The following is a 24,806-nucleotide window of genomic DNA, read 5'->3' on the forward strand; positions in this document are numbered from 1 at the left end:
CAACACGCTCACCCGCCCGGCCAGCTCCGCGCCTTCGGAAGAGGACGGGCGTAACTGTCGATCCGGCTGGTGCCCAGACGGTGGCGGACCAGTGTCTCGACGAGGGCGGCCGCGGCGGCGACACCGTCCACGACCGGCACGGGCAGGCGTGCGCTGACGTGCTCCTCGAGTCCCGCCATCCCCGCGCAGCCGAGGCAGATCACCTCGGCGCCGCGGGCGACGGCGCGCACGCCCGCGGCCACGAACGCCTCGAGGGTAGCCTCCGGGTCGACGTCGAGCTCGAGGACGCCCAGCCCGGTGTCCTCGATCGCAGCGCAGTGCGCGATCAGTCCGGCGGTGGTGAGGCTGTCCTCGATCTGCCCGACCGCGCGGCGAACGGTGGTGACCACTCCGTAGCGACGGCCGAGCAGCATGGCGAGGTGCGCGGAGGCCTCGGTGATGTCGACGACGGGGACGTCGAGCAGCTCCCGGGCCCCCTCGCGGCCGTGCTCGCCGAAGCCCGCCATCACGACGCCGTCGATGTCGGCGGGGAGGCGCTCGAGGGTGTGCAGGACGGCCGCGGCGCTCAGGAAGCTGTCGTACCAGCCCTCGGCCGAGGCGACTCCCCAGCTCGGGGTGACCGGGACGATCTCGGTGCCGGGCCCCACGGCGAGCCAGGCACGCGCCGCGGCCGTCTCGGTCATGGACTCGGTGGTGTTGCAGTTGACGACGGCGATGCGCATCAGACCATCACCGCCGCGGGCGAGAGGCGGATCTCGGTGCCGACGTCGCGCAGGCGCGCGAGGTCGATCAGTGCTGCCGCGACGGCGAGGTCCTGGGCGGCGAGGCCGACAGAGTCGAAGACGGTGATCTCCTCGACGCTCGTGCGGCCCGGAGCGGTTCCGACGACGACGTCGCCGAGCTCGCGCAGCTCGGCGACCGGGTCGATCGCGCCCTCGGCGGTCGCGCGGACGAGATCGCCCGACTTGGCGCGGGCGGTCGCCGCACTGTCGACGACGAGAGTCCCGATCGTCATCGCCGCCGAATCGAGCTCGCGATGCTCCGGTCGGGGCCGGGCGCCGACGGCATTCACGTGCTCACCGGGGTGGAGCCACTCTCCGCGCACGATCGGGTCGATCGAGGGCGTGAGCGTGCAGAGCACATCGCAGCGCTCGGCCACGACCTGAGGAGACCCGGCGAGCGTCACCGGCCGCCCGACCGCCTCCGAGAACCGGTCGAGCGTCGCCTCCGACCTCGACCAGACGACGATCTCGTCGACGTCCATGACCGCGCTCAGTGATCGAACGTGCTCGACGGCCAGGTTGCCGGCGCCGACGAGCCCGAGGATCCGGCTGCCCGTCCTCCCGAGGTGCCGCGTGGCGACCGCCGATGCAGCGGCGGTGCGGGCCCGCGTGATCAGCGCACCGTCCAGCACTGCGACGCACTCGCCGGTCTGCAGGGAGGTGACCAGGATGGTCGAGCGCTGAGTGGGGAGTCCCCGTGCCGCATTCGCAGGCAGGTCCGCCATGAGCTTGACGGCGGCGAGTCCGAGGGCGTCCGAGCGGGCCGCCATGGGGAGGACGAGTCCGTCGTCCTCCCCAGGGAGTGCTGTCGGGGCCGGCTGACTCAGAATCCCGGACCCCAGGTCGGCGAACACCTGCTCGACGGTCCCGAGGACGTCGACAGCGGGGAGCAGTGCGGCGATCTGCTCGGAGGCGAGGACGAGCGTCATCAGCGGGCGCCGACCACGGCGGTCCCGGTGAGCTCCGCGAGCGAGGGTGCCCTGGTGACGAGGCCCGCCTCGGCGAGGATCCTCATCCACCTGTCGGAGGCGGCCTCGTCGATGACGGTGGTGTCCCAGACACCGCCCGCCGCCATCTCGTCGGCCGCTTCGCGCAGCAGCACCGGATCCCGGTCGGGCCAGCGAGCGGCGAGCACCGCGTCGATCTCGGGCCCCGCCTCGCCCGCGGTGATCTTCTGCATGGCCGTCTCGATCGCGTCGACGAAGCGCTCGGTGCGGTCGGCGAGCTCCGCGACCCGCTCGGTGCGGGTGTAGTAGACGCTGTTGGGCATCACGCCCGTGTCGAGGTGCTGGAACACGATCCGACCTCCCCCTGACGCGACCAGCTCCTTCGCCGAGAGCAGGTCGAGCACGATCGCGTCCCCGAGGCCGCCGCGGTAGAGCTCCAGCATCATGGCCGTCGACAGGTCGCGGGCCCAGCGGGTCGCCGAGGAGTCGAGCCCGGCCTCGCGGATCAGGCCGGCGGTGTACTCGTACGGCGCGCTGCCACCGGCGCCCGGGGCGAGGGCCACCTTGCCGGCGAGCCAGTCGAGTCCGACGGGGCCGGGCGCGTCGCGGGCGACGATCGTCATGGGGAAGCGGTGGTTGAGCTGACCGACGACGGTCAGCTCCCGACTCGTGCCTGCGTACATCCCGGGCACCCAGAGACCGCCGAGGGCGAGGTCCGCTGCGCCGGAATCGAGGTCGTCGAGCACGCCGGTCCAGGGATCGCGCGCCGTGGCGGTGACGGAGAGACCTCGGTCGGCGAAGAGGCCGCCGACGTCGGCGACGTACTCGGGGAGGTAGTTGAGTCCGTTGGCGGTGGCCGAGACGGTGAGGGTGTCCATGGTGCTCCTTGTGGGTTCGCGCCCCCGGCGCCGGAGCGCCGGGGGCGTGTGTGGGTCAGTGGGCGGCGGCGATGGCGTTCTCGTTGACGTCCTCGAGCGAGCGCCCCCGTGTCTCCGGGGCGAATCGGGAGGCGACCACCAGCACCGCATACATCACGGCGGCGAGTCCGAAGACGCCGGCGAAGGCGAACGAGCCGTACAGTGCGACAGCGAGGAACGGCATGACCGCACCGGCGATGTTGCCGATGCCGTTCACGATCGAGGCTCCGGAGGCGCGGATCGCGGTCGGGAAGATCTCCGCGGTCCACGTCGCGAGAGTGGTGTTGGTGACCATGGTGAAGAACTGGAAGAGGACGCCGAGCACCAGGATCGCCCCGGTGCCGTTGCCGAAGCCGGCGAAGGCGAGCGCGGTGAGACACCCCAGCACTCCTGCGGCGCCCACTGCGGTGCGCCGTCCGACGCGGCCGGCGATGAGGGCGGCAGTCGTGGCTCCGAGGAGCGATCCGATGTTCATGATCATCGTGTAGAGCAGGCTCTCCGAGACGGAGTAGCCGCGCTCGACGAGCAGGGTGGGCATCAGGAAGTTCAGCGTCACCTGCGAGCCGAAAGCCATCCACGACGCGACGCCGAGGGCGGCGGTGCGGCGGATCACGGGACGGCTGAAGACCGCGGCGGGGGAGGCGGACATCTGCACGGGCGGCAGATCCGCCTGCGTCAGCTCGATCGGCGGACGGGCGCCGGTAGGGGTGAGCGAGTTCGAGGAGAGGATCGCGAGCGAGCGGTTGGCATCCTCCGTGCGACCCTGCGAGAGCAGCCAGCGCGGCGTCTCCGGCAGCTTGCGGCGGTAGAAGACCACCAGCAGTGCGGGGACGGCCAGGATCACGAACGACCAGCGCCAGACCGTGTCCGGCCCGCCCAGGGGCGTCTCCAGCGGTCCGAGCAGCAGGAGGAAGAGACCGTAGGAGAGGAAGTTGCCCAGCCCACCGGCGCCGACGTTGACGGCGCCGATCGCGGTGCCGCGGAAGCGGGTGGAGACCATCTCGGACAGCATGACGAGGCCGATCATGAACTCGCCGCCGATGCCGATGCCGACGATGAGCCGGCTGACCAGCAGCATCTCGTAGTTCATCGCGAGGGCGCTGATCAGGCCGCCGAGCGTGTAGATCAGCAGGTTGAGGCTGAGCGAGAAGCGGCGGCCGTAGCGGTCGGCGAGGTAGCCGGCGAGCACACGGCCGATCAGTCCGCCGATGACCGTGGCGGTGTTGATCGTCGTGAGCTGGATGTCGCCGATCTGCAGCGTCTCCTTGATGTGGCTGCCCATGGCGCCCACCGAGTTCTGCTCGAGCGTGTTGAAGAACTCCCCGGCCAGGATCAGCAGGAACACCCAGAACTGCGCACGGGTGAAGCCGATGGAGTCGAGGACGGAGGCGACCGTGTGGCCTGAAGCGGGCGGAGCGGTGGTGCGGGATACAGCAGTCATGTGTAGCTCCCAGCAGGGCGAGGGGTGAGGCGGCTCCAGAGTGGTGGTCACCGCGAGGACTCCTCGTTTGTATCCCAAATGCTGTTCCGGCAAGTTTCAACCATGCTACATCTTCTGGCAGCCCCGTTAATATGGGCCATCTGCGGCGCCGCCACTGGGTGTCCGGTCAGATCGGTATACAGAATTACGTCGCGCGGAGCGGCGAGCCCCACCGCTCTGTACCCTCTCGAAGCCGGTTGTGCGGGCTCCGCCGAGGACGGCGGTGCGATGCGCAGCTCCGCCTGCAGTCGGTCGCGCCGTCATCGCTCGAGCGCGCTGCGGCATGGCGGATCACCGTGCGACCCTGCGCAGTGAGGGGAGGATCCCGCCTCAGTACCCGTCGTCCTCGTCCGCGTCCGGCTCCGCGTCGGCCGCGATCATCTCGACGATCGTGTCGACCGTCAGCCACGGGCCGTTGCTGACCTCGCCGATCTTCTCGCGGTCCTTGAACACGACGATGCGGTCGCTGAGGCGCACCACCTCCTCGAGCTCCGAGGAGATGTAGACGACCGAGACGCCCTCCTTGGCGAGCTGCGAGATGTGGGCCTGGATCTCGACCTTCGAGGCCACGTCGATGCCGCGGGCGGGCTCGTCGAGCACGAGCAGCCGCGGCCGGGTCGCGAGCCAGCGCGCCAGGACCACCTTCTGCTGGTTGCCTCCGGAGAGGTACTTGACCGGGAGGTCCGGGTCGGCCGGCGTGATGTTGAGCGCCTCGATGTACGTCGAGACGAGGTCGTCGGTCTCGGCCGCTGAGAGGGGGTGGGCCCAGCCGCGCAGCGCCTGGATGCCGAGCACGATGTTGTCGCGGAGGGAGAGGTCGCCGATGATGCCGTCCTCGCGGCGGTTCTCGCTCGAGTGGGCGATGCGGTTGCGCAGGCCGGAGCCCGGGTCGGTGATCAGCGCCGGCTCGCCGTCGATCAGCACGCGGCCGGTGTCGGCGCGGTCGACGCCGCTGAGCAGCGACGCCAGCTCGGTGCGCCCGGAGCCGCGCAGACCCGCGAAGCCGACGATCTCGCCGCGGTGCAGCTCCAGATCGGTCGGGGCGACGGCTCCGCGGCGGCCGAGGCCGAACGCCCGGTAGATCGGCGGGCCGCTGGGCTGGCGGCGGTGCTCGCGGCGGTCGGAGCCGATCTGCCGCAGCGCGTCGATGTCCTTGCCGATCATCTTGGCGATCAGCTCGGCGCGGTCCATGGAGTGCGCCGGGTACTCGCCGACGGTGCTGCCGTCGCGCAGCACGGTGAGGCGGTCGCTCAGCGTGAGGACCTGCTCGAGGAAGTGCGACACGAAGAGGATCGCGACGCCTCCGTCGCGCAGCCGCCGCAGCACCGCGAAGAGACGGGCGACGTCGCCGAGGTCCAGGCTCGAGGTGGGCTCGTCGAGCACGAGCACGCGCGGCCGGTCGACCATGGCGCGGCTGATCGCGACGAGCTGGCGGATTGCCGGCGAGAGCGAGCGGAGGGGGAGCCGCGGATCGAGATCGCCGAGGCCGAGCTCGCCGAGCATCTCGGCGGCGCGCTGATGGGTGCGCGACCACGAGATGCCGAAGCGGCCGCGGATCTCGTGGCCGATCATCATGTTCTCGCCGATGCTGAGGTTGTCGGTCAGCCGCTCGTCCTGGAACACCGCGGTGATGCCGGCGGATTTCGCGTCGGCGGGGCCGGTGAAGCTGCGCTCCACCCCGTCGATCACGATCACGCCGGCCTCGGGCCGGTGGATGCCGGTCAGGGTCTTGATCAGCGTCGACTTGCCGGCGCCGTTCTCGCCCATGAGGCCGTGGATCTCGCCGGGGAACAGGCGGAAGCGCACGTCCTCGAGGGCCGGTCCGGACGCGAACGACACGGTGATGCCCGACATCTCGACCACGGGAACGGCTCCGCGCTCCGTCGTCCTCGACTGAACTGCCACGTGCCGCCCTCGGTTCGTGTCGCGCGCGAGTGCCTGCCTCGACGCTGATGGGTGCCGCCGATGATACGCGAGCACGGGGACCGGGGTGGTCCCGGAAGGGTCACGACCGGGGCGGCGCCGTCGACTCGCGCACGACCAGCTCGGTGGGGATCCGCGTGCGCTGCGGGATCTCCTGGCCGCGGATGCGGGCGTGGATCACCTCGGCGACGGTCGAGCCGAGCTTGTCGAAGTCCTGCTTCACCGTGGTGAGCGGAGGGAGGAAGTGCCGCGCGGTCGGCAGGTCGTCGAAGCCCACGATGCTGACGTCCTCGGGCACCCGGATGCCGCGCGAGACCAGGCCGTGGATCACTCCGAGCGCCATCTCGTCGTTCGCGACGACCATGGCGGTGAAGTCGGGGACCGAGCGCAGGCTCGTGGCGAAGTCGTAGCCGGAGTCGGGGGTCCAGTCGCCCACGACGATCGGCCGCTCGTGCATGCCCCACGCCTTCGCGCGGGTGTGGAAGGCGCGCTCCCTGGCGCGCGCGTCGAGCCAGTCGAGGGGGCCGGACATGTGCAGCACGTCGCGGTGCCCGAGCGAGGCGAGGTGGTCGACCGCCTGGGCCATGCCGCCCTGCTGGTCGACCGAGACGGTGAGGAAGTTGGGGTCCTTGTCGGACTTGACCACCAGGGTCGGCACGCCGATCCGGACGGTGCGCAGCGTCGCGACGGAGGAGGAGCGCGGGGCGATGACGCAGAGCGCGTCGATCCCGAGTCCGGTGAGGTGGTTGATCGCGTCGACCGCCGTCATGTCGGCGTCGCTGCGCAGGGCCACCGAGGTGATGGAGTAGCCCTTCTCGCGGGCCGCGCGCTCGATCGCCCGCAGCGTGCTCGAGGGGCCGAACTCGGCTCCGCTCTCGACCATCACGCCGATGCGGTCGGTGCGCTGGGTGACCAGCGAGCGCGCCGCGATGTTGGGCCGGTAGTTGAGCTCGTCGACCGCCTCGAGGACCTTCTGCCGGGTCGACTCCTTGATGTTGGGATGACCGCTCAGCACCCGCGACACCGTCATGTGCGAGACGCCCGCGACGGCGGCGACGTGGCGCAGGTTGGGCCGGTCGGCCATGTGCACCCCCTCCGGTCCCCGGGCATCGGAGTCGCGAGCCCGCGACCGGCGAGGGCTCGCGGGTCGTAGGTGCTGACAAGCATAGTCAGGCGGTGCGGCGGGGAGCGGCAGGGCGGGGTCGCGCTCTCACGGCGGCTCCGGACGGGGGGTGCGGGCTGCGCCCCGCGCTCAGCCGGACCCGGCGAGGAAGCGGCCGCGCTCCTCGATGAGGCGGCGCAGGTGGCGCGCGAGGACGGTGTGCTCGACGAGCCGGCCGAGGGGGCCGAGCGGCGCGGTGAACTCGATCCGGTCGGTCATGACGCAGCCTGCTCCGTCCGCCTCGAAGAGGTGCTCGTGGCGGAAGCGGGCGAAGGGACCGCGGACCTGCTCGTCGACGAAGCGGTGCGGGGCGTCGAACGCGGTGACGCGGCTCGTGAGCGAGAACGGGAGGCCGAAGTGGCGGGCCCGCCACGTCACCTCCTCGCCCGGTCCGATCAGGCCGGTGACGACTCCGCCCACCGCCCGCTCGCCGGCGGCGGCCTGCGAGGCCGTGTGCACGCCGATGTCGCGGGCGAGGTCGAAGAGCTCGGCGGGCGAGCGGGAGGAGCGGGTGCGGCACTCGAACGACACGGTCACGGAGTCGATCCTCGCGCAGGCGGGTCCGAGTCGCTCCCGCGGTGGAAGCGGCATACCCTCGGAACGCACGCGCCGTCGCAGCCCGCGGGCACCGAGGTCCGCGCCCCCGAGGGCGACCGCGGCGGCGTCACCGGGATGATCCATGTCTGCTCGCACTCCTCTCCACCCCGTCCGGTCCCTCGCGCGTCGAGCGGTCGCGGCGGTGCTGGCCGGCCTCCTCGTGCTCGCCCTCGCGCCGACGACGGCGGCCGCGGCGCCCGCTCCGGCGGCGTCCGCTCCGGTCGTCGACCTCGACGCCATGCGCGAGCGGATCGTCGCGGGCCTCGTCGGGACGGTGCCCGGGAGCGACGCCGTGGGCGACCTGTCGGCGGCGGCGGAACGGGTGGCCGAGCAGGCGCGCTCGTACCGGGCCGCGCTGGACCCCGCGGGCACCGAGCCGTGGGCCGACCTCTCGACGGGGGAGTCGATGATCGAGGTGTGGCGGGCGTACCAGCGCCTGGTGGTGCTGGCGCGGGCGGTGAAGACCCCCGGCTCGTCCCTCTTCGAGGACCGGGCGCTGATCCGGGACGTCGTCGCCACTGCCGACCGGCTGCACGCGACCCGCTACAACGAGGGCACCGTCGCGGACTCGAACTGGTGGCAGGCCGAGATCGGCGTGCCGAGGGAGCTCAACCACCTCGTGGCCCTGCTGCACGACGACCTCTCGGACGAGCAGGAGCGGGCGTACCTCGGGGCGGCCGCGCACTTCTCGGACTCCGTCCAGCGCACGGGGGCGAACCGGGTCTGGTCCGCCTCGGTGCTCGCGCTGCGCTCAGTGCTGCTCGGGCAGGCGGACCGGATCGGCGAGGCCGTGGAGGCCGTCGCGCCGGCGCTGCGGACGGCTGCGGGCGGTGACGGCTTCCACGCCGACGGCTCGTTCGTGCAGCACGGCGTGTTCGCGTACACCGGGGGCTACGGCCTCTCGATGCTCGAGACGCTCGCCGAGCTGCACTCGGTGCTCGACGGCTCGCCCTTCTCGATCCGCGGCCAGGACGGGTCGACGATCCACGATCGCGTCCTGGACGCGTTCGGACCCGTGACGTGGTGCGGAGCCCTGATGTCGACGGTCCGCGGGCGGGAGATCGCCCGCGCCGACCAGGAGGACACCGAGGCGGGGGTGCGGGTGCAGGCGGCCGTGCTCCGGCTGGCCGACAGCGCCGGGCCCGCTCTGCAGTCGAGGCTGCGCGCCCTCGCGAAGTCGTGGCTCGAGTGCGCCGGCGACCGCGCCGCGACCGTCGAGTCCCAGGGCGGAGTGGCCGATGTGGTCCGCGCGCGGCTGGTGCTCCAGGACGCGGCGATCGAGCCGGCCCCGATCGGATCGGGCGCGGTGTCCTTCACCGGCATGGACCGCTTCGTCCGCAGCACCGACGACTGGGCCTTCGCGGTCGGGATGTCGAGCGAGCGCATCGCCGGGTTCGAGACCCTGAGCGGGGAGAACGGGACGGGGTGGAGCACCGGGAACGGGGCGACGTACCTCTACTCCGGGTCCGCCGAGCAGTACGACGGCGGCTACTGGGCCACGGCGGACCCCTACCGGGTGCCGGGCACGACCGAGGACACGATCGTGCGCGCGCCCGGAGACGGCGGGAACGAGACCGTCCCCGGATCCGCGGCCGGGAGCATCGCGACGGCGTCCGAGGCGGGAGTCGCCGCCTTCGTGCACCGCGATCCGGCGACCGGCCTCGTCGCGCAGAAGGCGTGGTTCGCGTTCGACGACGAGATCGTGGCGCTGGGCTCCGGGATCACGTCGACGGGGATGACCGGCACGGGCTGGGACGGCGCGCCGCGGCGCGTGGAGACGACCGTGGACTCCCGCCGCGCGCTGGGCGAGGACGCGGTCCTGCGGGTCGACGGTGCTCCGGTGGCCGCGGGCTCCTCGTCGACGACGACCGCCCGCTGGGCGTCGATCACCGGATCGGGCGAGTCGGTCGGGTACGTGTTCCCCGAGCCGGCGTCCGTCACCGCCCTCGACGAGACCCGGTCGGGAGAGTGGTCGGGCGAGGACCGCTCCCCGGCGGCCGCCCGCTTCGACACGCTGACCCTCGACCACGGCACCGACCCGACGGACGCGGGCTACGCCTGGACCGTGCTGCCCGGCAGCGACGAGGCGGCGACGGCGGCGTACGCGCTCGACCCGGACGTCGACGTGCTGGCGAGCACCGCGCAGCTCGGCGCGGTCCGGGACGGCTCGAGCGGGACCGTGAGCGCGGTGACGTGGAGCGACGAGCCCCAGCGGATCGTCGCCGACGGCCGGACCTGGGGCGAGATCGACGGCCGCGCGCTCGTCAGCGTGCACGAGGACGAGCGGACGATGACCGTGACGGTGAGCGATCCGGCGCAGCTCGGCGGCGGCGCCGCGGGGCTGACCGCGCCCGTGACCGTCGACCTCGCGCGCGACACCTTCGGCACGGTCGGAGGAGCCGATGCGGCGGTGAGCGTGTCGGCGTCGCCCGGGCACACGGTGGTGACCGTGGCGCCCTCCGGTGAGCGCGGCGCGACCGCGTCGATCACGTTCGAGAAGGAGCCCCGGTCGTTCGCCGAGCTCCCGGTGATCGTCCTGCTGGTGCTGGCGATGCTGGCGCTGCAGCTGCTGCTCGTCGAGCGGCCCGGGTCGGCGAGGCGCCGCGGGCGGCACGCGGGGTGAGGCGTCAGCCCTCGGACGGGAGGACCGCGAAGAGCGAGTGGATGTTGCCCTCCGGATCGGCGAAGAAGCCGGTGAGGTGGCCCCAGTCCTGACGCACCGGTTCGGCGATCGCGACGGCTCCGGCGGCGACGATCGCGGCGAACTCCTCCGGGAGCTCGGCCGCGCTCGCGCACTCGAAGTTGAGCTCCACGGCCTGGCCGCCACGCGGTGCGCGGAAGGAGGGGTGGTCGCGGGTGTGCGCGCCGAGACCGGCGCGGTGGAAGACGGCGAGGCGGACGCCCTCGTTCTCGAGCTGCACGTACGACTCCTCCCGCACGACGACGGCGAAGCTCAGCGCGCGCTCGAAGAAGGCGGCGAGCCCCTGCACGTCGTCGGCGAGCAGGGTGATGCCCTCGAGGGCGATGCGGGTCATGGTCGAGGACGGTAGCAGCCGGGTCGGACGCCGGAGGGCGGCGCGGTCCGGCCTACCGCCTCGCCCGGGCGTCTGCGAGGCTCGCCGGATGACCGCTCCTCCCGTCTTCGCCGACCCGCGCCGCACGGGGGCCCTGATCGGGCTGGCCGGTGCGGCGGTGTTCGTCTTCTCGTACACGCCCGCCGGGCCGCTGCCGCTCGTCGTCCGGGTGGGGGTGGTGGCGGTGATCGCCGCGACGCTCTGGTTCCTCTTCGTGCGCCCCCGGGATCTCGGTCCGTTCGTCCCTCCGAGCCGCGTCGGCATCGCCGTCTACCTCGCGTGCGTCGCCGGGGAGCTGGCGCTGATCGCCGCAGGCACGCGCCTGCTCGAGGGGGCGGGTGCCGGCGAGCTGCGCCCCGCCCTGATCGCGCTGGTCGTGGGACTGCACTTCCTGCCGTTCTCGTGGGCGTTCCACGAGCGCATGTTCGCGCTGCTGGGCGGGCTGCTCGTCGTGCTCGGTGCGCTCGGGCTGGTGACGGGCGCCGCCGAGGCGCTGGCGGTCGCGTCCGGAGCAGTGATGGCGCTGCTGCTCCTGGCGTACAGCCTCGGGCTGTTCGCGCGCCGACGCTGACTCCGTCGGGTGGGGGGCGGGGTCGACCCTGGACGACCCCGCCCGGGGACGGCCCGGTCGGAGCGGCGTACCCGAAACGCGTGCTCGACCCTGAGGCCCGTCCCGATCTCGGAGACGCGGGGGTCCGCCGTCGTCCGGGAGCTGGAGGCGAGACGGGTCCGGGTCTCGTGATGACGTTCAGGATGCCGGAGAGGGAGGGGCGTGTCCAATCGCGCGGCTGGCCCGGACGGAGCCGGGCGGGCGTGCATCCGGCTCAGGGATCCTTCGTAGACTCGGGATCCGCTCCGGATGAACGCCGCGTCCTGAAGTGACGTACCTCCCTCGACGGACCGACCGGTCCGCGATCGAGGAGGTGCCGATGGCATCCGCGGCACCACTGGCGCGACGACACGAGGAGCCCGCGATGACCCGGTCCTCCCGCGACCGCGATCGCGCGCCCGCCCCGGTCGCCCGACTCCGACCCGGGACCGGCTTCGACCTCGCCGAGGCCTTCGACGCGCACGGCTCGGCCCTGCTCGGCTTCGCGGTGAACGCGCTGCGCGACCGCGGACTCGCCGAGGACTGCGTGCAGGAGACGTTCCTGAGGGCGTGGCGCTCGCAGGCGAGCTACTCGCCCGAGCGCGGCAGCCTGCGCACCTGGTTGTTCGCGATCGCGCGGAACGTCGTCGTCGACGTCCACCGCTCGATGCAGCGGCTGCCCCGCCTGGTCGCGGCGGACGTGCTCGAGGACGTCCCCGGCGACGAGCGCGACCCCCTCGATCCGCTCGCGATGGCGGAGGCGCTCGCGCGGCTGTCGGAGCCGCACCGCGCCGTCGTGGTCGCGATCCACCTCCGCGGCGAGAGCTACTCCGAGCTGTCCGCGGCGACCGGGGTGCCGGTGGCGACCCTGCGCACCCGCGCCTTCTACGCGCTGCGGGCGCTCCGCGACCACCTCGCGGCGCCCGACGGCATCGATTCGACCGACCCGACCGACCAGGAGCGACCATGACAGGCACCGAGCAGTCCGGCGGACGCCGCGAGGAGCTGATCGCCGCGGCTCTCGCGGGCGAGCTGTCCGCGGGCGAGGCGGCCGAGCTCGACCGCCTGCGGTCCGAGGACCCCGCGATCGATCGCGAGCTCGCCTCCTTCGGAGTCGTGCTCGAGGGCCTCGGAGCGATCGGCGGGTGGGAGGAGCCGGAGGCCCCGGCCGCGCTCCGCTCGCGGGTGCTCGGCCTCGCGGACCAGCCGCCGACGCGCGACCGCGTCCGCCGCGCGGCCCTCGCCGTGGGAGCGGCTGCGGCGTGCGTCGCGATCGGCGCCCTCGGCGCGACGGCGCTGCAGGGCACGGAGGAGCGACCCGTCGCGGGTCCGCCCGGGACGCTCGGCGCGGTCGAGACGATCGCCTTCGAGGAGTCGTCGGCGATCGATGTCGAGGGCTCCGTCATCGCCCACACCTGGGGCACCGAGACCGTGCTGCGCGCCTCCGGCTTCACCGCGGGGGAGAGCTTCGACCTCGTCCTGGTGACCGACTCGGGCGAGCGCCTGGCCTCGGGGTCGTTCCTCGGCAGCGCGGTCGAGATCGACTGCGAGATGAACGCGGCGGTGCTGCGCGAGTCGGTGGCCGCCGTCGAGATCGTCGCGACCGGCGGCGCTGTGGTGGCGAGCGCGGAGCTGCCCGTCGTCGAGAGCTGAGGGCGGCGCTCCGGGCCTGCAGAAGCGAGGCTCAGCGGGCGTTCCGCGCGAGATCCGTGGATCCTGAGCCGTTCAGCCTTCGTTGCGACGGCGTCCGCCGCGCGACGCCCACCGAGTGCCCGCCCAGAACGCGAGCACGAGCAGACCGAGGACGGCGAGCGCCGCGGCGACGAGCTGCTCCCAGCGCACGAGGAGCGTCCCCGGCGGCGGGAAGAGGCTGTCCGACAGCGGGGCGTAGGCGAACCAACCGAACGAGATCTCGCGCGGAGTCGCCAGCGCGACGACGACTCCGGCGGTCAGCAGCAGGACGCCGAGGGCGGGGACGAGGATCGCGGGCCTCCGACTCACCCCGGGCCCCACTTCTCGAGGAACTCCGCGGTGGTCGTCGTCTCGAGGTCGAGCCGCACCAGACCGAGCAGGTCGTGGGGATCGCCGATGTCGGCCGCGGTGCGGATGACGACGCCGCCCGTGTCCAGGCGGGTGACGACGAGATCGAACACGGTGATTACGCCGCCGCCCAGCGCGGCGTCGAGGAGTCCTCGGAGCCGGCCGCCACGGGTGTACTGCAGGTCCGCAGCCAGGTGATCGGCCGCGACCTCTGGCTCCTCGCCGTGCTCCGTCTCCACCCCTCGACGCTACCCCGGGTCGCTCGCGTAGGGTCCCCTGATGACCTCTCGACCTGTGCAGGCGTGGCGGGCCGCGACGGCCGGGCCGCGACTCCTGCTCGCCGCGAAGACCGCCGTCGCGGTCGGCCTCGCCTGGGCGATCGCGCCGCACGTGCCCGGGGTGGCCGAGCAGTACCCCTACTACGCGCCGCTCGGGGCGCTCGTCAGCATGTACCCCACGCTGATGGGCTCGGCCCGCACCGGCCTGCAGACGCTCGCCGGGCTGGCGACCGGGATCGGTCTGGCCGCGCTGGTGGTCGCGACGGTCGGGCCGACCTGGTGGACGATCCCGCTGATCGTCGGGATCGGCGTGCTCGTCTCGGGCACGGGCTGGTTCGGCGCCGGCAAGGAGTACGTGCCGATGGCGGCGCTGTTCGTGCTGATCATCGGCGGGGCGCGGGCCGAGGACTACTCGCTCGGCTACCTGGTGCAGATGGCGGTCGGAGTCGTCGTCGGGCTGCTCGTGAACCTGGTCGTGGTGCCCGGGCTGACGAGCGAGGCGGCGTCGGCGCGCGTCGACGAGTTCCAGGAGCGGCTCGCGGGGGTGCTGCGCGACACGGCCGTCGCGCTCGCCGAGCCGTGGCCGCCCGAGCAGTCGTCGTGGGCGAGCACGGGGAAGGAGCTGGCCGCGACGTCGGAGGACGTGCGCGCCGCTCTGGTCGAGGCGGACGAGAGCCGCAAGGGCAACCCGCGCGCACTGCTGCACCGCCGCGACTCCGGCTCGGACCACGCCCGGCTGGCCGCGCTCGACACGATCCTCTTCCACGTGCGCGACCTGACGGCGGCGCTCGCCGACACGATGTGGGACCGGCCGGGCGCCCTGCGGTTCGACGCCGAGCTCACGCATCCGCTCGCCGAGGCCTGCCGGGCCGTCGGCGACGCGATCGACCGGCACGGCGACGAGACCCCGGAGGCGCACCGCCGGCTCGGCGAGGCGGTCCGCGCGGTCAGGATCCTCGTGCAGGCGGTCGACGAGCGCTCGGTGGCGGCGGGGAGCGCGCTCGGGCCCGGTGTGCTCGTCGCGCTGCACCTGCGGCGCATCGTGGTGCTGCTGGCGCACCGCGGGGACGAGGAGCCGAGCAGCTAGGGCCTGGCGAGCGCGAGCACGCCCGCGAGTCCCTCCGGGGTCCCGCTCCAGTGCCGGCGGATCGCGTCGGTGCCCGAGCGGCGGATCGCGAAGCGCAGCACGAGGGCGACGACGATCACGTCGTCGGCGATCCCCAGCACCGGGATCACGTCGGGGATCAGATCGATCGGGAGGAGCAGGTAGCCCAGCAGCCCGATCAGCGACCAGCGGACGGAGCGCGGAACGGTGCCGTCCCGGATGAGCGCGCGGAGCAGGCGCACGACGTCGGGGACGAGGCGCAGCGCCTCCCGCCAGTCGACCGAGCGGCCCATCCGCCTCTGCTGGATCCAGAGGACGGCGAGCAGGGCGCACCAGACCAGCGCGAGGCCGCCGAGCACGGCGAGGGCGACGCCCCACCAGCTGTCGGGCGTCACGGGGTGCGGGTCTCGGTGCGGGTCATCCGGCCACCGTAGCCGCGCGGTCTGCGGGTGCTCGCGCGGTCTGCAGGTGCTCGCACGGTCTGCAGGTGATCCGCGCGGGAAGGCGCTCGCCGCCGGATCGAGCGGTGGGGTGGGCGGAGGATCCCCTGCAGATCGCACGGCGGAGCCCCGGCGGTGCGCCCGGGCGGGCCAGCGGCGGTGCTACTCCGCGTCGCCGTCGAGCCGGTCGCGGATCGAAGTCTGCACGTCGACGCGCTCCTTGTCGACGGAGTCGGTCACGGTCCGCATCTGCACGATCCGGTCGACGAGCACGCTCACGCGCTCGGTCGGCACGATGCGGGTGGTGAGGACCGGCTGCTCGGCGTGGAGCACGAGCGTGATCGGCGCGGGCGGCTCGGAGTCGTCGGCCTGATGGGGGGCGTCGAGCGGCTCGCGCTCGATCACGAGCTCCTCGCGGCGCAGCTGCACCGTGATCGTGCGCTCGTCGGTGACGACGACCTTGCGGATCCGCACCCTCTCGGTGGCGGTGCGGACGGTCGTCGCGCTGAGCCGCTCCTCCGAGCGGATCACGCTCACGCTGTCGTCCGGGGGGAGGTCGGTCGAGGATCGGCTGTCGGGCACGGGGCTCCTCACGAGCGCAGGGGGTCGGGGTGCCGGCGGCGGGTGGGGGGTCCCGCCGCCGGCGGGGTGGATCAGAGACCGTCGCGGTCGCGGCGCGTGGTGGTGCCGTCGTCGTCGACCTCGATCTCCTCGTGGCGGACGTCCTCGGTCACCTGCTGCTGCTCGGTGACCGTCTCGGTGCCGAGCGAGACGCGCTCGACGGGGACCGTCTCCTTCGCGGCGACGACGCGGTCCTCGGTGAGGACGACCTCGTGCTCCTCCTCGCTGAGGTCGGGTCCGGCGGTGGCCGAGTCGACGTTCGCGTCGGTGATCGGCTCGCGGACGACCCGGACCTCGTCGTGCGAGACGGGGACGGTGACGCTCTCGCGCTCGGTGACGATGTGCTTGCGCAGGCGGGCGCGGCCGGTGGTGACCTGCTCGGTGCCCACGTGCAGCTGCTCCTCGGAGCGGGTCATCGCGTCGTCGGTGGTCGGCCCGGAGGTGTCGCGTCCGACGTTCGTGTCGACTCCGGTGGTGCCGGTGCCGGTCGTGCCGTCGGTGTAGCCGGCCGAGCTGTCGACGTTGCCCGAGCCGGAGTAGGAGGCGGCGCCGGAGAGGTTGTAGTAGCGGTACAGCTCGGCCTCCTCCTCCTCGGTGAGGGCGCCGTCGGCGTCGATGCGCGGCGCGTCCTTGACGAAGGACTTGTCGTAGGAGACGGTCAGGCGGTCGCCGTCGAACGAGGCGCCCTCGAGTGGGACGAACGACTCCTTGGTGCCGAAGAGACCGGTGCGGACGGTGGCCCAGACGGGGGTTCCGGTGTCGTCGGCGAGATAGACCTGCTCGACGGAGCCGATCTTGTCGCCGTCCGATCCGTAGACGTTCGAGCCGTAGATGCTGTCGATAGCGGTGGTGTCGATCATGGGACTTCCTTGCTTCTCGAGTACCGGTTGGGGGCGGTCGAGGAGGGCCGGGGTGGCCGACCTCGCGTCCGACGCTAGGCACAATGGCCGTCGAGCGAACGCCCATTGACAGCGCGCGAGAGCAGGGGAGTATGCTCCCGCGCCCGCCCGTGGGGCGAGTGTCGCGGAGCGCAACCCTCTGGAGCGCGTCCGGCGAGCCGCGCACACTGTCCAGGAACGATCGCGGCGACGTGTCGACCGATCCCGTCGACCGATCCCGCCATCACCCGATACCGCCGTCCACCGATCCCGCCGTCAGGAGGACCCGATGCCCCTCTCCGTCGCCGACCGGCACCCCCGGATGAACGACGGGCCGGCTCCTCCGAGGTGGAGGGCCGGCCCGTCGGGGAGAGCGGACGCTACTTGAGCGTCACGGTCACGGGAGCGCTCGCCGTGGTGTTGCCCGCGGCGTCGGTCGCCCGGGCGGTCAGCGGGAAGGTGCCCCGCATGCCTCCCGTGCTCGTGGTCAGCGACCAGGTCGACCCGGTGGTCCGGACGCCGTCGCCGACCTTGAGGCTGCCGATGTAGAACGCCACGCCGGTCACCTCGGTGTCGTCGGTGGCGCTGACGGTGGCGGTCGTCGTGCCGCTCAGGACGGCGCCGGGCAGCGGCGAGGTGATCGCGACGGTCGGCGCCGTGGTGTCGGCGACCGGTGCGGCGGGCTCGTCGGGCTCCTCCTCCTCGGCGGGCGCCTCGTTCCCGGGAGCGGTCGGCGAGGGCGTCGGCGTCGCGGTCGGGGCCTCGGTCGGCGTCCCGGTCGGAGTCGGCTCCGGGGTGATCTCGGGCGAGGGGGCCGGAGTGGGCTCGACGGTCGGCTCCGGGGTCGGCTCGGGAGTGCTCGGCTCCTCGATGTCGTCCCAGATCGCGGCGAGGTACGCCGTGGTGGGCGGCGTGCTCATCGCGTCGAGACCGGCGGCGGTCGTCGAGGAGAGGGTCGGGTCGACGGTGAAGCCGCCCGTCCTCGCCGTCTTGCCGGCCATGTTCGTGCGCGTGTTCACGACGCTGTCCCACACGGGCTGGAGGGAGCCGATGAGGGTCGAGTCGGAGGCGTCGACGTTGCCGCCGCCCGAGCCCTGGACGGCACTGAGGCTGCCCGGTCCGTTGATCGCCCCCGCGGCTCCGGCGCCGCCCCGCAGGAAGGGGTAGCGCTGCACGGTGGTGCTGCCGCCGACGACGAGCGACTCCTCGAACGCGACGTTGCGCACTCCGCCGATGATGACGGCGCTGTTGTTCGAGCTGAACACGACGGTGTCGCGGAGGGTCACCTGGCCGGTCACTCCGCCGCCCTCGATCTGGAGGGTGTCGGTGTGGGGTCGCGCCGGGTTGGATCCGCCGTACAGCGCGTCGACGTAGTAGGACGGGGCGAGGTACGCGCCCTCGACCAGCACGTCGCTCATCACGTTGGGAGCGAAGGCCTTGATCTGGGCGGTGTCGCCGCTCTTCACCATGGACTGCGGCACGACGACCTCGATGAGCTCGACGTCGCGCACGGGGACGTTCGCGGAGGCGGCGAGGCCGATCCAGTTCTCGTTGATGCGCAGTCGGGCGAAGGAGGAGTGGGTGGCGCCCTTCACATCGAGCGAGTCGATGTCGAAGCGCAGGAGCGTGATGCCGGTGACCGCCCGGAGGGCCCAGTCGCCGCCGGTGACCGACTGGAAGCCGTCGCGCGCCGTGACCAGCACCTTGGTGGCGCCGGTGTTGCGGTAGCCGCTGACCGCGGACAGGTCGGAGATGTGCCCGGGAGCGACCCTGATGACGGCTCCCGCCGCGATCTCGGCCGGCTTCAGGGCGTCGAGCGCCCGGCGGATCGCGGGGCCCGACGCGGCGACGTCGACGACCGTGAAGCCCTCGAACCCGGAGCGGATGTCGGGGGTGTCGGACGGGTAGTGCGTGCCGTCGGGCCCGAAGGCGGTCTCGGCGGCCGAGGCGGCCGGAGCGCCCTGGAGGGACAGACCCGTCACGGCGATCGTCACCGCGGCGGTGAGCGCCAGGGCCCGCAGCAGGGTGGTCTTCGCGCGACCCGCGGTGCCGAGGGAGAAGGCGTCCGCGCTCGGGACGGGCGGCGGCAGGGTGTTGGACGGGGTGGCTCTGGCCATGGGTGACTTCCGATCGGCTCGTGCTGCGGGGACGGGGCGCCCGGAGCACGTCGCGGCGGGCGCCTCGACACTCCACGGACCGGGCCCCTCCACAAGGGAGGTGCCGCGGCTGCACGCGTCGCTGCGTTCCGGGCTGATGGTGCGGGGAGCAGCGGTGGTCGGAGCGCTGCTGCCGCCGCAGGAGGCCTCTGCGACGACGGTGCACGTCGCCTCGGCCGGACACGGCTGCAGCTGCTGGACGAGCGCTCCGCGGCTACAGCCGTGACGCTATCCGTCAAGGGGTTGTCTGCGGCCCGGATGAACGGAAGCTCCGCTGACCGGGCCCTCGAAGAAGGGTGGTGGTGGAGTGGGAACGCCCCCCTGCCCGCCGATCGGGCGGAGAGGGGGGCGTCGACGTGCGTCAGCGCGGCTACTCGTTGACGGTGAAGCCCTGCGAGGCGCCGTAGGTCACGAGGTTCTCCTGCCACGCCTCGAGGCCGGCGTTGAGGTCGGTCCCGTTCGCGTAGGCCTGGCCGACGGTGTCCGGGAACACGCTGTTCGCGTAGACCTGGAAGGGCAGGTACTCGAAGCCCTCGACCACGTTCTCGGAGGCGTCGACGAGGACCTTGTTGATCTCCTGGCCGCCGAAGTACTCGGGGGTCGCGTTCAGGAACTCGTCGTCGTTCAGCTGAGCGGTGGTGGAGGGGAATCCGCCGCCGTCCAGGAACACGCCGATGCTCTCGTCGGAGTTGTTCAGCCAGCGGAGGAAGGCCGCCGCGAGGGCCGGGTCATCGGTCTGCTCGATGACCGACTGCGCGCTGCCGCCGTTCTCGGCGGTGGCCGCCGAGCCGTCGTAGCTGGGCAGCGGCGCGACGCGCCAGTCACCGGCTCCGTCGGGCACGGAGCCCTCGAGGATGCCGGGCATCCAGGCGCCGGTGATCAGCGTGGCGATCGTGCCGTTGCCCAGCGCCGTGAACCAGTCGTCCGACCAGGTCGGGATCGGCGAGAGCAGGCCGGGCTCGTGGAGCTCGTTCCACGTGTCGGCCCACTTCTTCGAGCCCTCGTCCTGCAGGTCGATGGTGACGTTCGTGCCGTCGGTCGTGAAGGGCTGCCCGCCCGCCTGCCAGATCAGCGGGTCGGCGAAGCCGGGGTCGCCGGCGTCGTTGGTGATGAACTTCGACGGGTCGGCGGCGGTGAGCTTCGCGGCCTCGGCGATGTACTCGTCCCAGGTGGTGGGCACGGCGAGGCCGTACTGGTCGAAGATCGCCTGGTTGTAGAGCATCACCATGGGGCCCGAGTCCTGCGGGAGGCCGTAGAGGCCGCCGTTGAGGTTGACGGCGCTCCACGTCGACGCGGTGTAGTCCTCCTCGAGGTCCGCGAGCCCGTAGGGCGTCAGGTCGAGCAGGCCGTCCGACAGGGCGAACTGCTGCATCGCGTAGTACTCGATCTGGGCGACGTCGGGGGCGCCCGAGCCGGCCTTGATCGCGTTCTGCAGCTTGGTGTACTCGTCCGTCGCGGTGCCGGCGTTGACGACCTCGACCTCGACGTTCGGGTACTCCTCCATGAAGGCGGCGGCCTGGTCGGCGCCGGTGGGCGTCCAGGTCCAGTAGGTGAGCTCGCCGCCGCGCTCGAGGGCGGCGTCGAGGTCGGCGGCCGACCCAGAGGAGGCGGATCCGGTTCCGGAGTCGGAGCTGCAGGAGACGAGGGACATCGCGGAGATGCCGGCGACGACGAGCCCGGCGAGCACGCGGCTCCGGGTGCCTCGGCGGAGTTCGAACATGGTGGTCCTTTCACTTCTTCGTGGTGGGGAGGGAGTGCTGTGCGGGAGGGTGGTGCAGGTGCGCGGGGCGGACCGGGGGGTCAGCCCTTGACGCTTCCGGCGCTCAGGCCCGACTGCCAGAAGCGCTGGAGGAACAGGAAGATCACGACGATCGGGACGATCGTGATCAGGGAGCCGGTGATGACGAGGTTGTAGATCGGCTCGGCCGAGACGCCGCTGGCCTGCGAGCTCCACTGGTTCAGACCCACGGTGAGCGGGTACCAGGTCGGGTCGCTGAGCATGATCAGGGGCAGGAAGTAGTTGTTCCAGGTGGCGACCACCGAGAACAGCGCGACGGTCACGACTCCGGGGGTCAACAGCTTCAGCGAGATGGTGAAGAACGTGCGCATCTCGGTCGCGCCGTCCAGCCGGGCGGCCTCGAGCAGCTCGGTCGGAACGGAGTCGATCGTGTAGACCCAGACCAGGTACAGCCCGAACGGCGTGATCAGCGACGGCAGGATGATCGCCCACGGCGTGTTCGTCAGGCCCAGCTGGCTGAAGAGCAGGAACGTCGGCACGGCCAGCGCGGTGCCCGGCACGGCGACCGCGCCCAGCACGACCGCGAAATAGGCCTTCTTGCCCGGGAACCGGAACTTCGCGAGACCGTAGCCGCCGAGGGTGGCGAGCAGAGTCGCTCCGCCCGCGCCGACGACCACGTAGAGCAGCGTGTTGCCGAGCCAGCGGAGGAAGATGCCGTCGTCGTAGGCGAACGTCGCGACGATGTTCTCGCCCAGCACGAAGCTGTCGCCGAAGCCGAGTCCGAAGGAGCTGAAGAGGTCGGCCTGCGTCTTCGACGCGTTGATGACGAGCCAGAGCAGCGGCACGAGCGCGTAGAGGAGGAACGCCAGCATGACGAGCGTCAGCGCGACGGACTTGCGGGGCCGGCTGATCGAGCCGGCGCGGCGGACCCGCGGGTTCAGGGTGCGGAGGGTGGTGCTCACTGGTCTTCCTTCCGGCTGCCGCGCAGCTGCACGACGTAGGCGATCGTGGCGGTGATGACGCCCATGACGATGGCGACCGTGGCCGCGGTGTTGAACTGCTGGCCGGCGAACGAGAGGTTGTAGGCGTACATGTTCGGAGTGAAGTAGGACGAGATCACGTTCTCGGCCAGCGGCTTCAGCACGTTGGGCTCGTTGAAGAGCTGGAAGCTGCCGATGATCGAGAAGATCGTCGCGATGACGATCGCGCCGCGGGCGGCGGGCAGCTTGATCGCGGTGATGACCTGGAAGCCCCGGGCCCCGTCGATCTCGGCGGCCTCGTAGAGCTCGGCGGGGATCGTCTTCAGGGCGGAGTAGAAGATCAGCATGTTGTAGCCGATGTACTCCCAGGTGACGATGTTGCCGATCGAGGCGAGGATCCACTGGCTCGAGAGCGGTCGCAGCACCTCGGCCCCGAGCAGGTCGTTGATGTTGGCCGTGAGCCCGAAGTTGTTGCCGTAGAGGAAGCCCCAGATCAGCACGGCGACGACGGCCGGCACCGCGTAGGGCAGGAAGATCACCATCCGGAACAGCCCCGACGCGTAGAGCCGCGCGCTGTCGATGGCGAGGGCCGCGATCAGCGAGAGGAGCAGCATGACCGGCACCTGCACGAGGAGCACGATTACGACCCGGACGAAGCCGTCCCAGAACTGCGGATCCGAGAGCACCGCGACGTAGTTGTCGAGGCCGACGAAGCTGTTGCCGCCGATGATCCGGTTCTGGAACAGGCTCAGCCAGAGCGCGTAGGCCAGCGGGGCGAGGAACACGAGCACGAACACGGCGGCGAACGGGCCGACGAACTGCCACCCGCGCCAGTCGCGCGTCGCACGCGCGGGTGTCGGAGGCGACTGCCGCCGCCGCGCGTCGGTCGTCCCGAGGCGCTCCATCATGGTGGTCATCGGCCGGTCTCCTCTGCCTCGGTGCGGAGCACCCGGACGTCCCAGGGCTCCAGGTCGACGCTCGTCCCGGCGTCGAGCTCCGCTCCGGAGAGCGCGTCGACCGCCGCTCGCCGCAGCGTCGCGGTGCGGGGGGTCCAGCCCCAGTTGAAGACGAAGGTGAACCGCGATCCGGAGGCGGTGCCCGAGGACACCGTCACCGCGCGGTCCTCCGCCGTGACGACGGCGTCGGGCTCCGGGAGTGCGAAGCGCACGACCTCCCGGGCGAGCTCCGGGTCCGGGATCGTCCCGACGACCGTGAGGTCGCCACGGCCGTAGCGCGCGGTGGTCACGGCCGGGAAGTCGCCGAACCGCGGGTGCTCGTAGGTCGCGAGCGTCACCGCCCCCGTCGAGCGGAGTCCGTCGATCCACAGGGTGGCGTGCGCCGCGGACGACAGCGGCAGGGCTGCGGAACCCGTCACGCGGACGGGCGTGCTCACGGTGCTGAACTCCTCGTAGCCGACCTGCGCCGGTCCCGCGAGGCGGGCGGGTGCCCGCTCGATGCGGGCTCGCGCCTCGTCGTCGCCGTAGGCGGTGCGCGGACCCAGGACGAGGTGCCCGCCTAGCGCGGCGTAGTCGCGCAGCAGCTCGAGGTCGTCGTCGGTGCAGACGTAGAGCGCGGCGGCGACGATCACGGGGAAGCGGCGCGCGAGCTCCGCGGCGCCGAGGTCGCGCGCCTGCTCGACGTGGAGGAAGCGCGACTGCCCGCCGGCGTCGACGATCCCCCGCGAGAAGGAGTCGACGATCCGCTCGTAGGACTCCTCGTCGGGCCGGCCGTCGCGCGAGAGCGGAGGCATGAACTGCAGCGCGTACCGGCTCGAGGTCGACCAGAGCACGGCGGCGTCCGCATCCGGGACGTAGCCCTCGAGCGCGTCGCCGAGGGCGGCGAGGTCGCGTCCGATCGTCGAGACCTCGGAGTAGACGCGGCCCGGGACGAGGCTGTGGGGGAGGACCCCGCCCCAGTAGGTCTCGGCGCCGAAGGGCAGCGTGTGCCAGTGCCAGTACTCGATCATCGCGGCGCCGCGCGAGACGAACGCGAGGGCCGACTGGCGCAGCTGGCCCGGGTAGGGCGGGAGGTTGTTGTCGGCCGTGTCGATCGCCTGCGCGTTCGTCTCGGTGACCAGGTAGCGCTGCTGGCGCGAGGCGTAGAGGCGGTCGGCCTGGCGGAGCAGGCCCGGGACTCCGGAGGTCGTCCAGTAGTTCGGGTGCTCGTGCTCGACCCCGATCTCGAGGTGGTCCTGCATGCCGTAGTAGGGGTTGCCGGCGGCGATGTCGAGCGCCTCGAACACCGCGCGCTCGTCGACGCCGCGGCGCGGGTACTGGAGGCAGGTGGTGACGAACTGGTCCTCGCGGGAGTACTCGCGGACGAGGCCGGCCTGCCACGAGATGAAGTCGGTCGTGACCGCCGACTGGTAGCGGCGCCACGCGAGGTCGTACTGCGGGAAGGTGTTGCCGTCGGGACGCCAGAGCTCGCTCCAGTCGTCGATGCGGTGGGACCAGTAGGTGAGGCCCCACTCGCGGTTCAGGGTCTCGACGTCGCCGTACTGCTCGCGGAGGCTGCGCACGAAGCCGGTGAACACGCCGTGGTTGTGCAACAGCTCCAGGCCCGGCTCGTTGTCGACCTGGTAGCCGATGATCGCGGGGTGCGAGGCGTAGCGGCCGATGATGCGGCGGATCACGCGCTCGGCGTGGAAGCGGAACGCGGGGTGCGAGTAGTCGACCTCCTGGCGGGCGCCCCAGGCGATGCGCTCGCCCGTGCGCCGCTCGCCGGCGATCTCGGGGTACGCGGTCTGCAGCCACGGCGGCACGGCATAGGTGGGGGTGCCGAGGATCACCCGGATGCCGCGCTCGTGGGCCTCGTTGAGCACCCGCTGCATCCACTCGAGCTCGAAGCGGCCGTCGCTGGGCTCCCACGTCGACCAGACGGACTCGCCCACCCGGATCACCGTGATGCCGGCCGCGACCATCAGGTCGAGGTCCTCGATCAGGCGGTCCGTGACGTGGTACTCGGGGTAGTAGGCGACGCCGAGCAGGATCTGCGGCGGGAGGGACTGCGGGGCGGCGGTCATGACGTGAAGCACTCCATCGTGGTGAACTGTTCTCGATAACAGTTGGCAGGAGCGATTGTGATCGACAACATTGGGAA

23 protein-coding genes are annotated in these 24,806 nt (G+C 72.2%); 5 read left to right on the forward strand and 18 right to left on the reverse strand.

Annotated features, from left to right (window positions below; genetic code table 11):
• Positions 1-8 precede the first annotated feature (8 nt).
• The 7 genes from AC0CID_RS15445 to AC0CID_RS15475 form a co-directional block, all read right to left on the reverse strand.
• Complete coding sequence (locus AC0CID_RS15445) at positions 9-722, reverse strand: aspartate/glutamate racemase family protein (protein WP_465227498.1); 714 nt, start codon at positions 720-722, stop codon at positions 9-11.
• Entirely contained in the window at positions 722-1,711 is a 990-nt protein-coding gene (locus AC0CID_RS15450) for an ornithine cyclodeaminase family protein (RefSeq protein WP_465227499.1), read from the reverse strand. Before AC0CID_RS15450 ends, AC0CID_RS15445 begins: the two co-directional genes overlap by 1 nt.
• Complete coding sequence (locus AC0CID_RS15455; protein ID WP_465227500.1) at positions 1,711-2,607, reverse strand: ABC transporter substrate-binding protein; 897 nt, start codon at positions 2,605-2,607, stop codon at positions 1,711-1,713. Before AC0CID_RS15455 ends, AC0CID_RS15450 begins: the two co-directional genes overlap by 1 nt.
• A 55-nt stretch (positions 2,608-2,662) precedes the next feature.
• Positions 2,663-4,087, reverse strand: a complete 1,425-nt coding sequence (locus AC0CID_RS15460) for an MFS transporter (protein WP_465227501.1) — start codon at positions 4,085-4,087, stop codon at positions 2,663-2,665.
• Positions 4,088-4,456: 369 nt separating this feature from the next.
• A complete protein-coding gene (locus AC0CID_RS15465) occupies positions 4,457-5,980 on the reverse strand; it encodes a sugar ABC transporter ATP-binding protein (RefSeq protein ID WP_465228115.1) in 1,524 nt (507 codons plus the stop codon).
• A 151-nt stretch (positions 5,981-6,131) separates the two neighbouring features.
• The gene (locus AC0CID_RS15470; protein ID WP_207405680.1) at positions 6,132-7,133 is read right to left on the reverse strand and encodes a LacI family DNA-binding transcriptional regulator; all 1,002 of its coding nucleotides are present in this window, start codon (positions 7,131-7,133) and stop codon (positions 6,132-6,134) included.
• Positions 7,134-7,301: 168 nt separating this feature from the next.
• On the reverse strand, positions 7,302-7,748 hold the full coding sequence (locus tag AC0CID_RS15475; protein ID WP_465227502.1) for an SRPBCC family protein: 447 nt from the start codon (positions 7,746-7,748) through the stop codon (positions 7,302-7,304).
• Between the two features lie 142 nt (positions 7,749-7,890).
• Here AC0CID_RS15475 and AC0CID_RS15480 point away from each other — a divergent pair, with 142 nt between their 5' ends.
• Positions 7,891-10,431 (forward strand): polysaccharide lyase 8 family protein, encoded by a 2,541-nt coding sequence (locus tag AC0CID_RS15480; protein WP_465227503.1) that lies wholly within the window; start codon positions 7,891-7,893, stop codon positions 10,429-10,431.
• Positions 10,432-10,435: 4 nt separating this feature from the next.
• Here AC0CID_RS15480 and AC0CID_RS15485 read toward each other — a convergent pair whose 3' ends face one another.
• A complete protein-coding gene (locus tag AC0CID_RS15485) occupies positions 10,436-10,843 on the reverse strand; it encodes a VOC family protein (protein WP_465227504.1) in 408 nt (135 codons plus the stop codon).
• 88 nt (positions 10,844-10,931) lie between these two features.
• On the opposite strand from AC0CID_RS15485, the gene AC0CID_RS15490 reads away from it, so the two are divergent.
• From AC0CID_RS15490 to AC0CID_RS15500, 3 genes are all read left to right on the forward strand, one after another.
• Positions 10,932-11,453, forward strand: a complete 522-nt coding sequence (locus AC0CID_RS15490; protein WP_465227505.1) for a DUF7010 family protein — start codon at positions 10,932-10,934, stop codon at positions 11,451-11,453.
• Between the two features lie 403 nt (positions 11,454-11,856).
• Positions 11,857-12,441, forward strand: a complete 585-nt coding sequence (locus AC0CID_RS15495) for an RNA polymerase sigma factor (protein ID WP_465227506.1) — start codon at positions 11,857-11,859, stop codon at positions 12,439-12,441.
• Entirely contained in the window at positions 12,438-13,124 is a 687-nt protein-coding gene (locus AC0CID_RS15500) for an anti-sigma factor (RefSeq protein ID WP_465227507.1), read from the forward strand. The genes AC0CID_RS15495 and AC0CID_RS15500 overlap by 4 nt, the downstream gene beginning before the upstream one ends.
• Positions 13,125-13,196: 72 nt before the next feature.
• Here the strand turns inward: AC0CID_RS15500 and AC0CID_RS15505 are convergent, their stop codons facing one another.
• Entirely contained in the window at positions 13,197-13,472 is a 276-nt protein-coding gene (locus AC0CID_RS15505) for a hypothetical protein (RefSeq protein ID WP_465227508.1), read from the reverse strand.
• On the reverse strand, positions 13,469-13,750 hold the full coding sequence (locus AC0CID_RS15510; protein ID WP_465227509.1) for a hypothetical protein: 282 nt from the start codon (positions 13,748-13,750) through the stop codon (positions 13,469-13,471). Before AC0CID_RS15510 ends, AC0CID_RS15505 begins: the two co-directional genes overlap by 4 nt.
• A 40-nt stretch (positions 13,751-13,790) precedes the next feature.
• On the opposite strand from AC0CID_RS15510, the gene AC0CID_RS15515 reads away from it, so the two are divergent.
• The gene (locus AC0CID_RS15515) at positions 13,791-14,876 is read left to right on the forward strand and encodes an FUSC family protein (protein ID WP_465227510.1); all 1,086 of its coding nucleotides are present in this window, start codon (positions 13,791-13,793) and stop codon (positions 14,874-14,876) included.
• Here AC0CID_RS15515 and AC0CID_RS15520 read toward each other — a convergent pair.
• The 8 genes from AC0CID_RS15520 to AC0CID_RS15555 all read right to left on the reverse strand — a co-directional run bounded on the left by AC0CID_RS15520 (position 14,873) and on the right by AC0CID_RS15555 (position 24,729).
• A complete protein-coding gene (locus tag AC0CID_RS15520) occupies positions 14,873-15,289 on the reverse strand; it encodes a YkvA family protein (protein WP_465227511.1) in 417 nt (138 codons plus the stop codon). The two genes, AC0CID_RS15515 and AC0CID_RS15520, sit on opposite strands and share 4 nt — an antisense overlap.
• Before the next feature lie 207 nt (positions 15,290-15,496).
• Positions 15,497-15,916, reverse strand: a complete 420-nt coding sequence (locus tag AC0CID_RS15525; protein WP_465227512.1) for a YsnF/AvaK domain-containing protein — start codon at positions 15,914-15,916, stop codon at positions 15,497-15,499.
• A 71-nt stretch (positions 15,917-15,987) separates the two neighbouring features.
• A complete protein-coding gene (locus AC0CID_RS15530) occupies positions 15,988-16,815 on the reverse strand; it encodes a DUF2382 domain-containing protein (protein ID WP_465227513.1) in 828 nt (275 codons plus the stop codon).
• A gap of 398 nt (positions 16,816-17,213) precedes the next feature.
• Positions 17,214-18,950, reverse strand: coding sequence for an Ig-like domain-containing protein (locus tag AC0CID_RS15535; protein WP_465227514.1), 1,737 nt, complete (start codon positions 18,948-18,950; stop codon positions 17,214-17,216).
• Between the two features lie 409 nt (positions 18,951-19,359).
• Positions 19,360-20,709 carry an ABC transporter substrate-binding protein gene (locus tag AC0CID_RS15540; RefSeq protein WP_465227515.1) on the reverse strand — a complete coding sequence of 450 codons (1,350 nt, stop codon included), beginning with the start codon at positions 20,707-20,709 and terminating at the stop codon, positions 19,360-19,362.
• Positions 20,710-20,789: 80 nt separating this feature from the next.
• Positions 20,790-21,599, reverse strand: coding sequence for a carbohydrate ABC transporter permease (locus tag AC0CID_RS15545; RefSeq protein ID WP_094742671.1), 810 nt, complete (start codon positions 21,597-21,599; stop codon positions 20,790-20,792).
• Positions 21,600-21,685: 86 nt separating this feature from the next.
• Complete coding sequence (locus AC0CID_RS15550; protein ID WP_465228116.1) at positions 21,686-22,615, reverse strand: carbohydrate ABC transporter permease; 930 nt, start codon at positions 22,613-22,615, stop codon at positions 21,686-21,688.
• A gap of 5 nt (positions 22,616-22,620) precedes the next feature.
• Positions 22,621-24,729, reverse strand: coding sequence for a beta-galactosidase (locus tag AC0CID_RS15555; RefSeq protein WP_465227516.1), 2,109 nt, complete (start codon positions 24,727-24,729; stop codon positions 22,621-22,623).
• Positions 24,730-24,806: the final 77 nt, after the last annotated feature.

The organism is Rathayibacter sp. AC451, assembly GCF_979253095.1.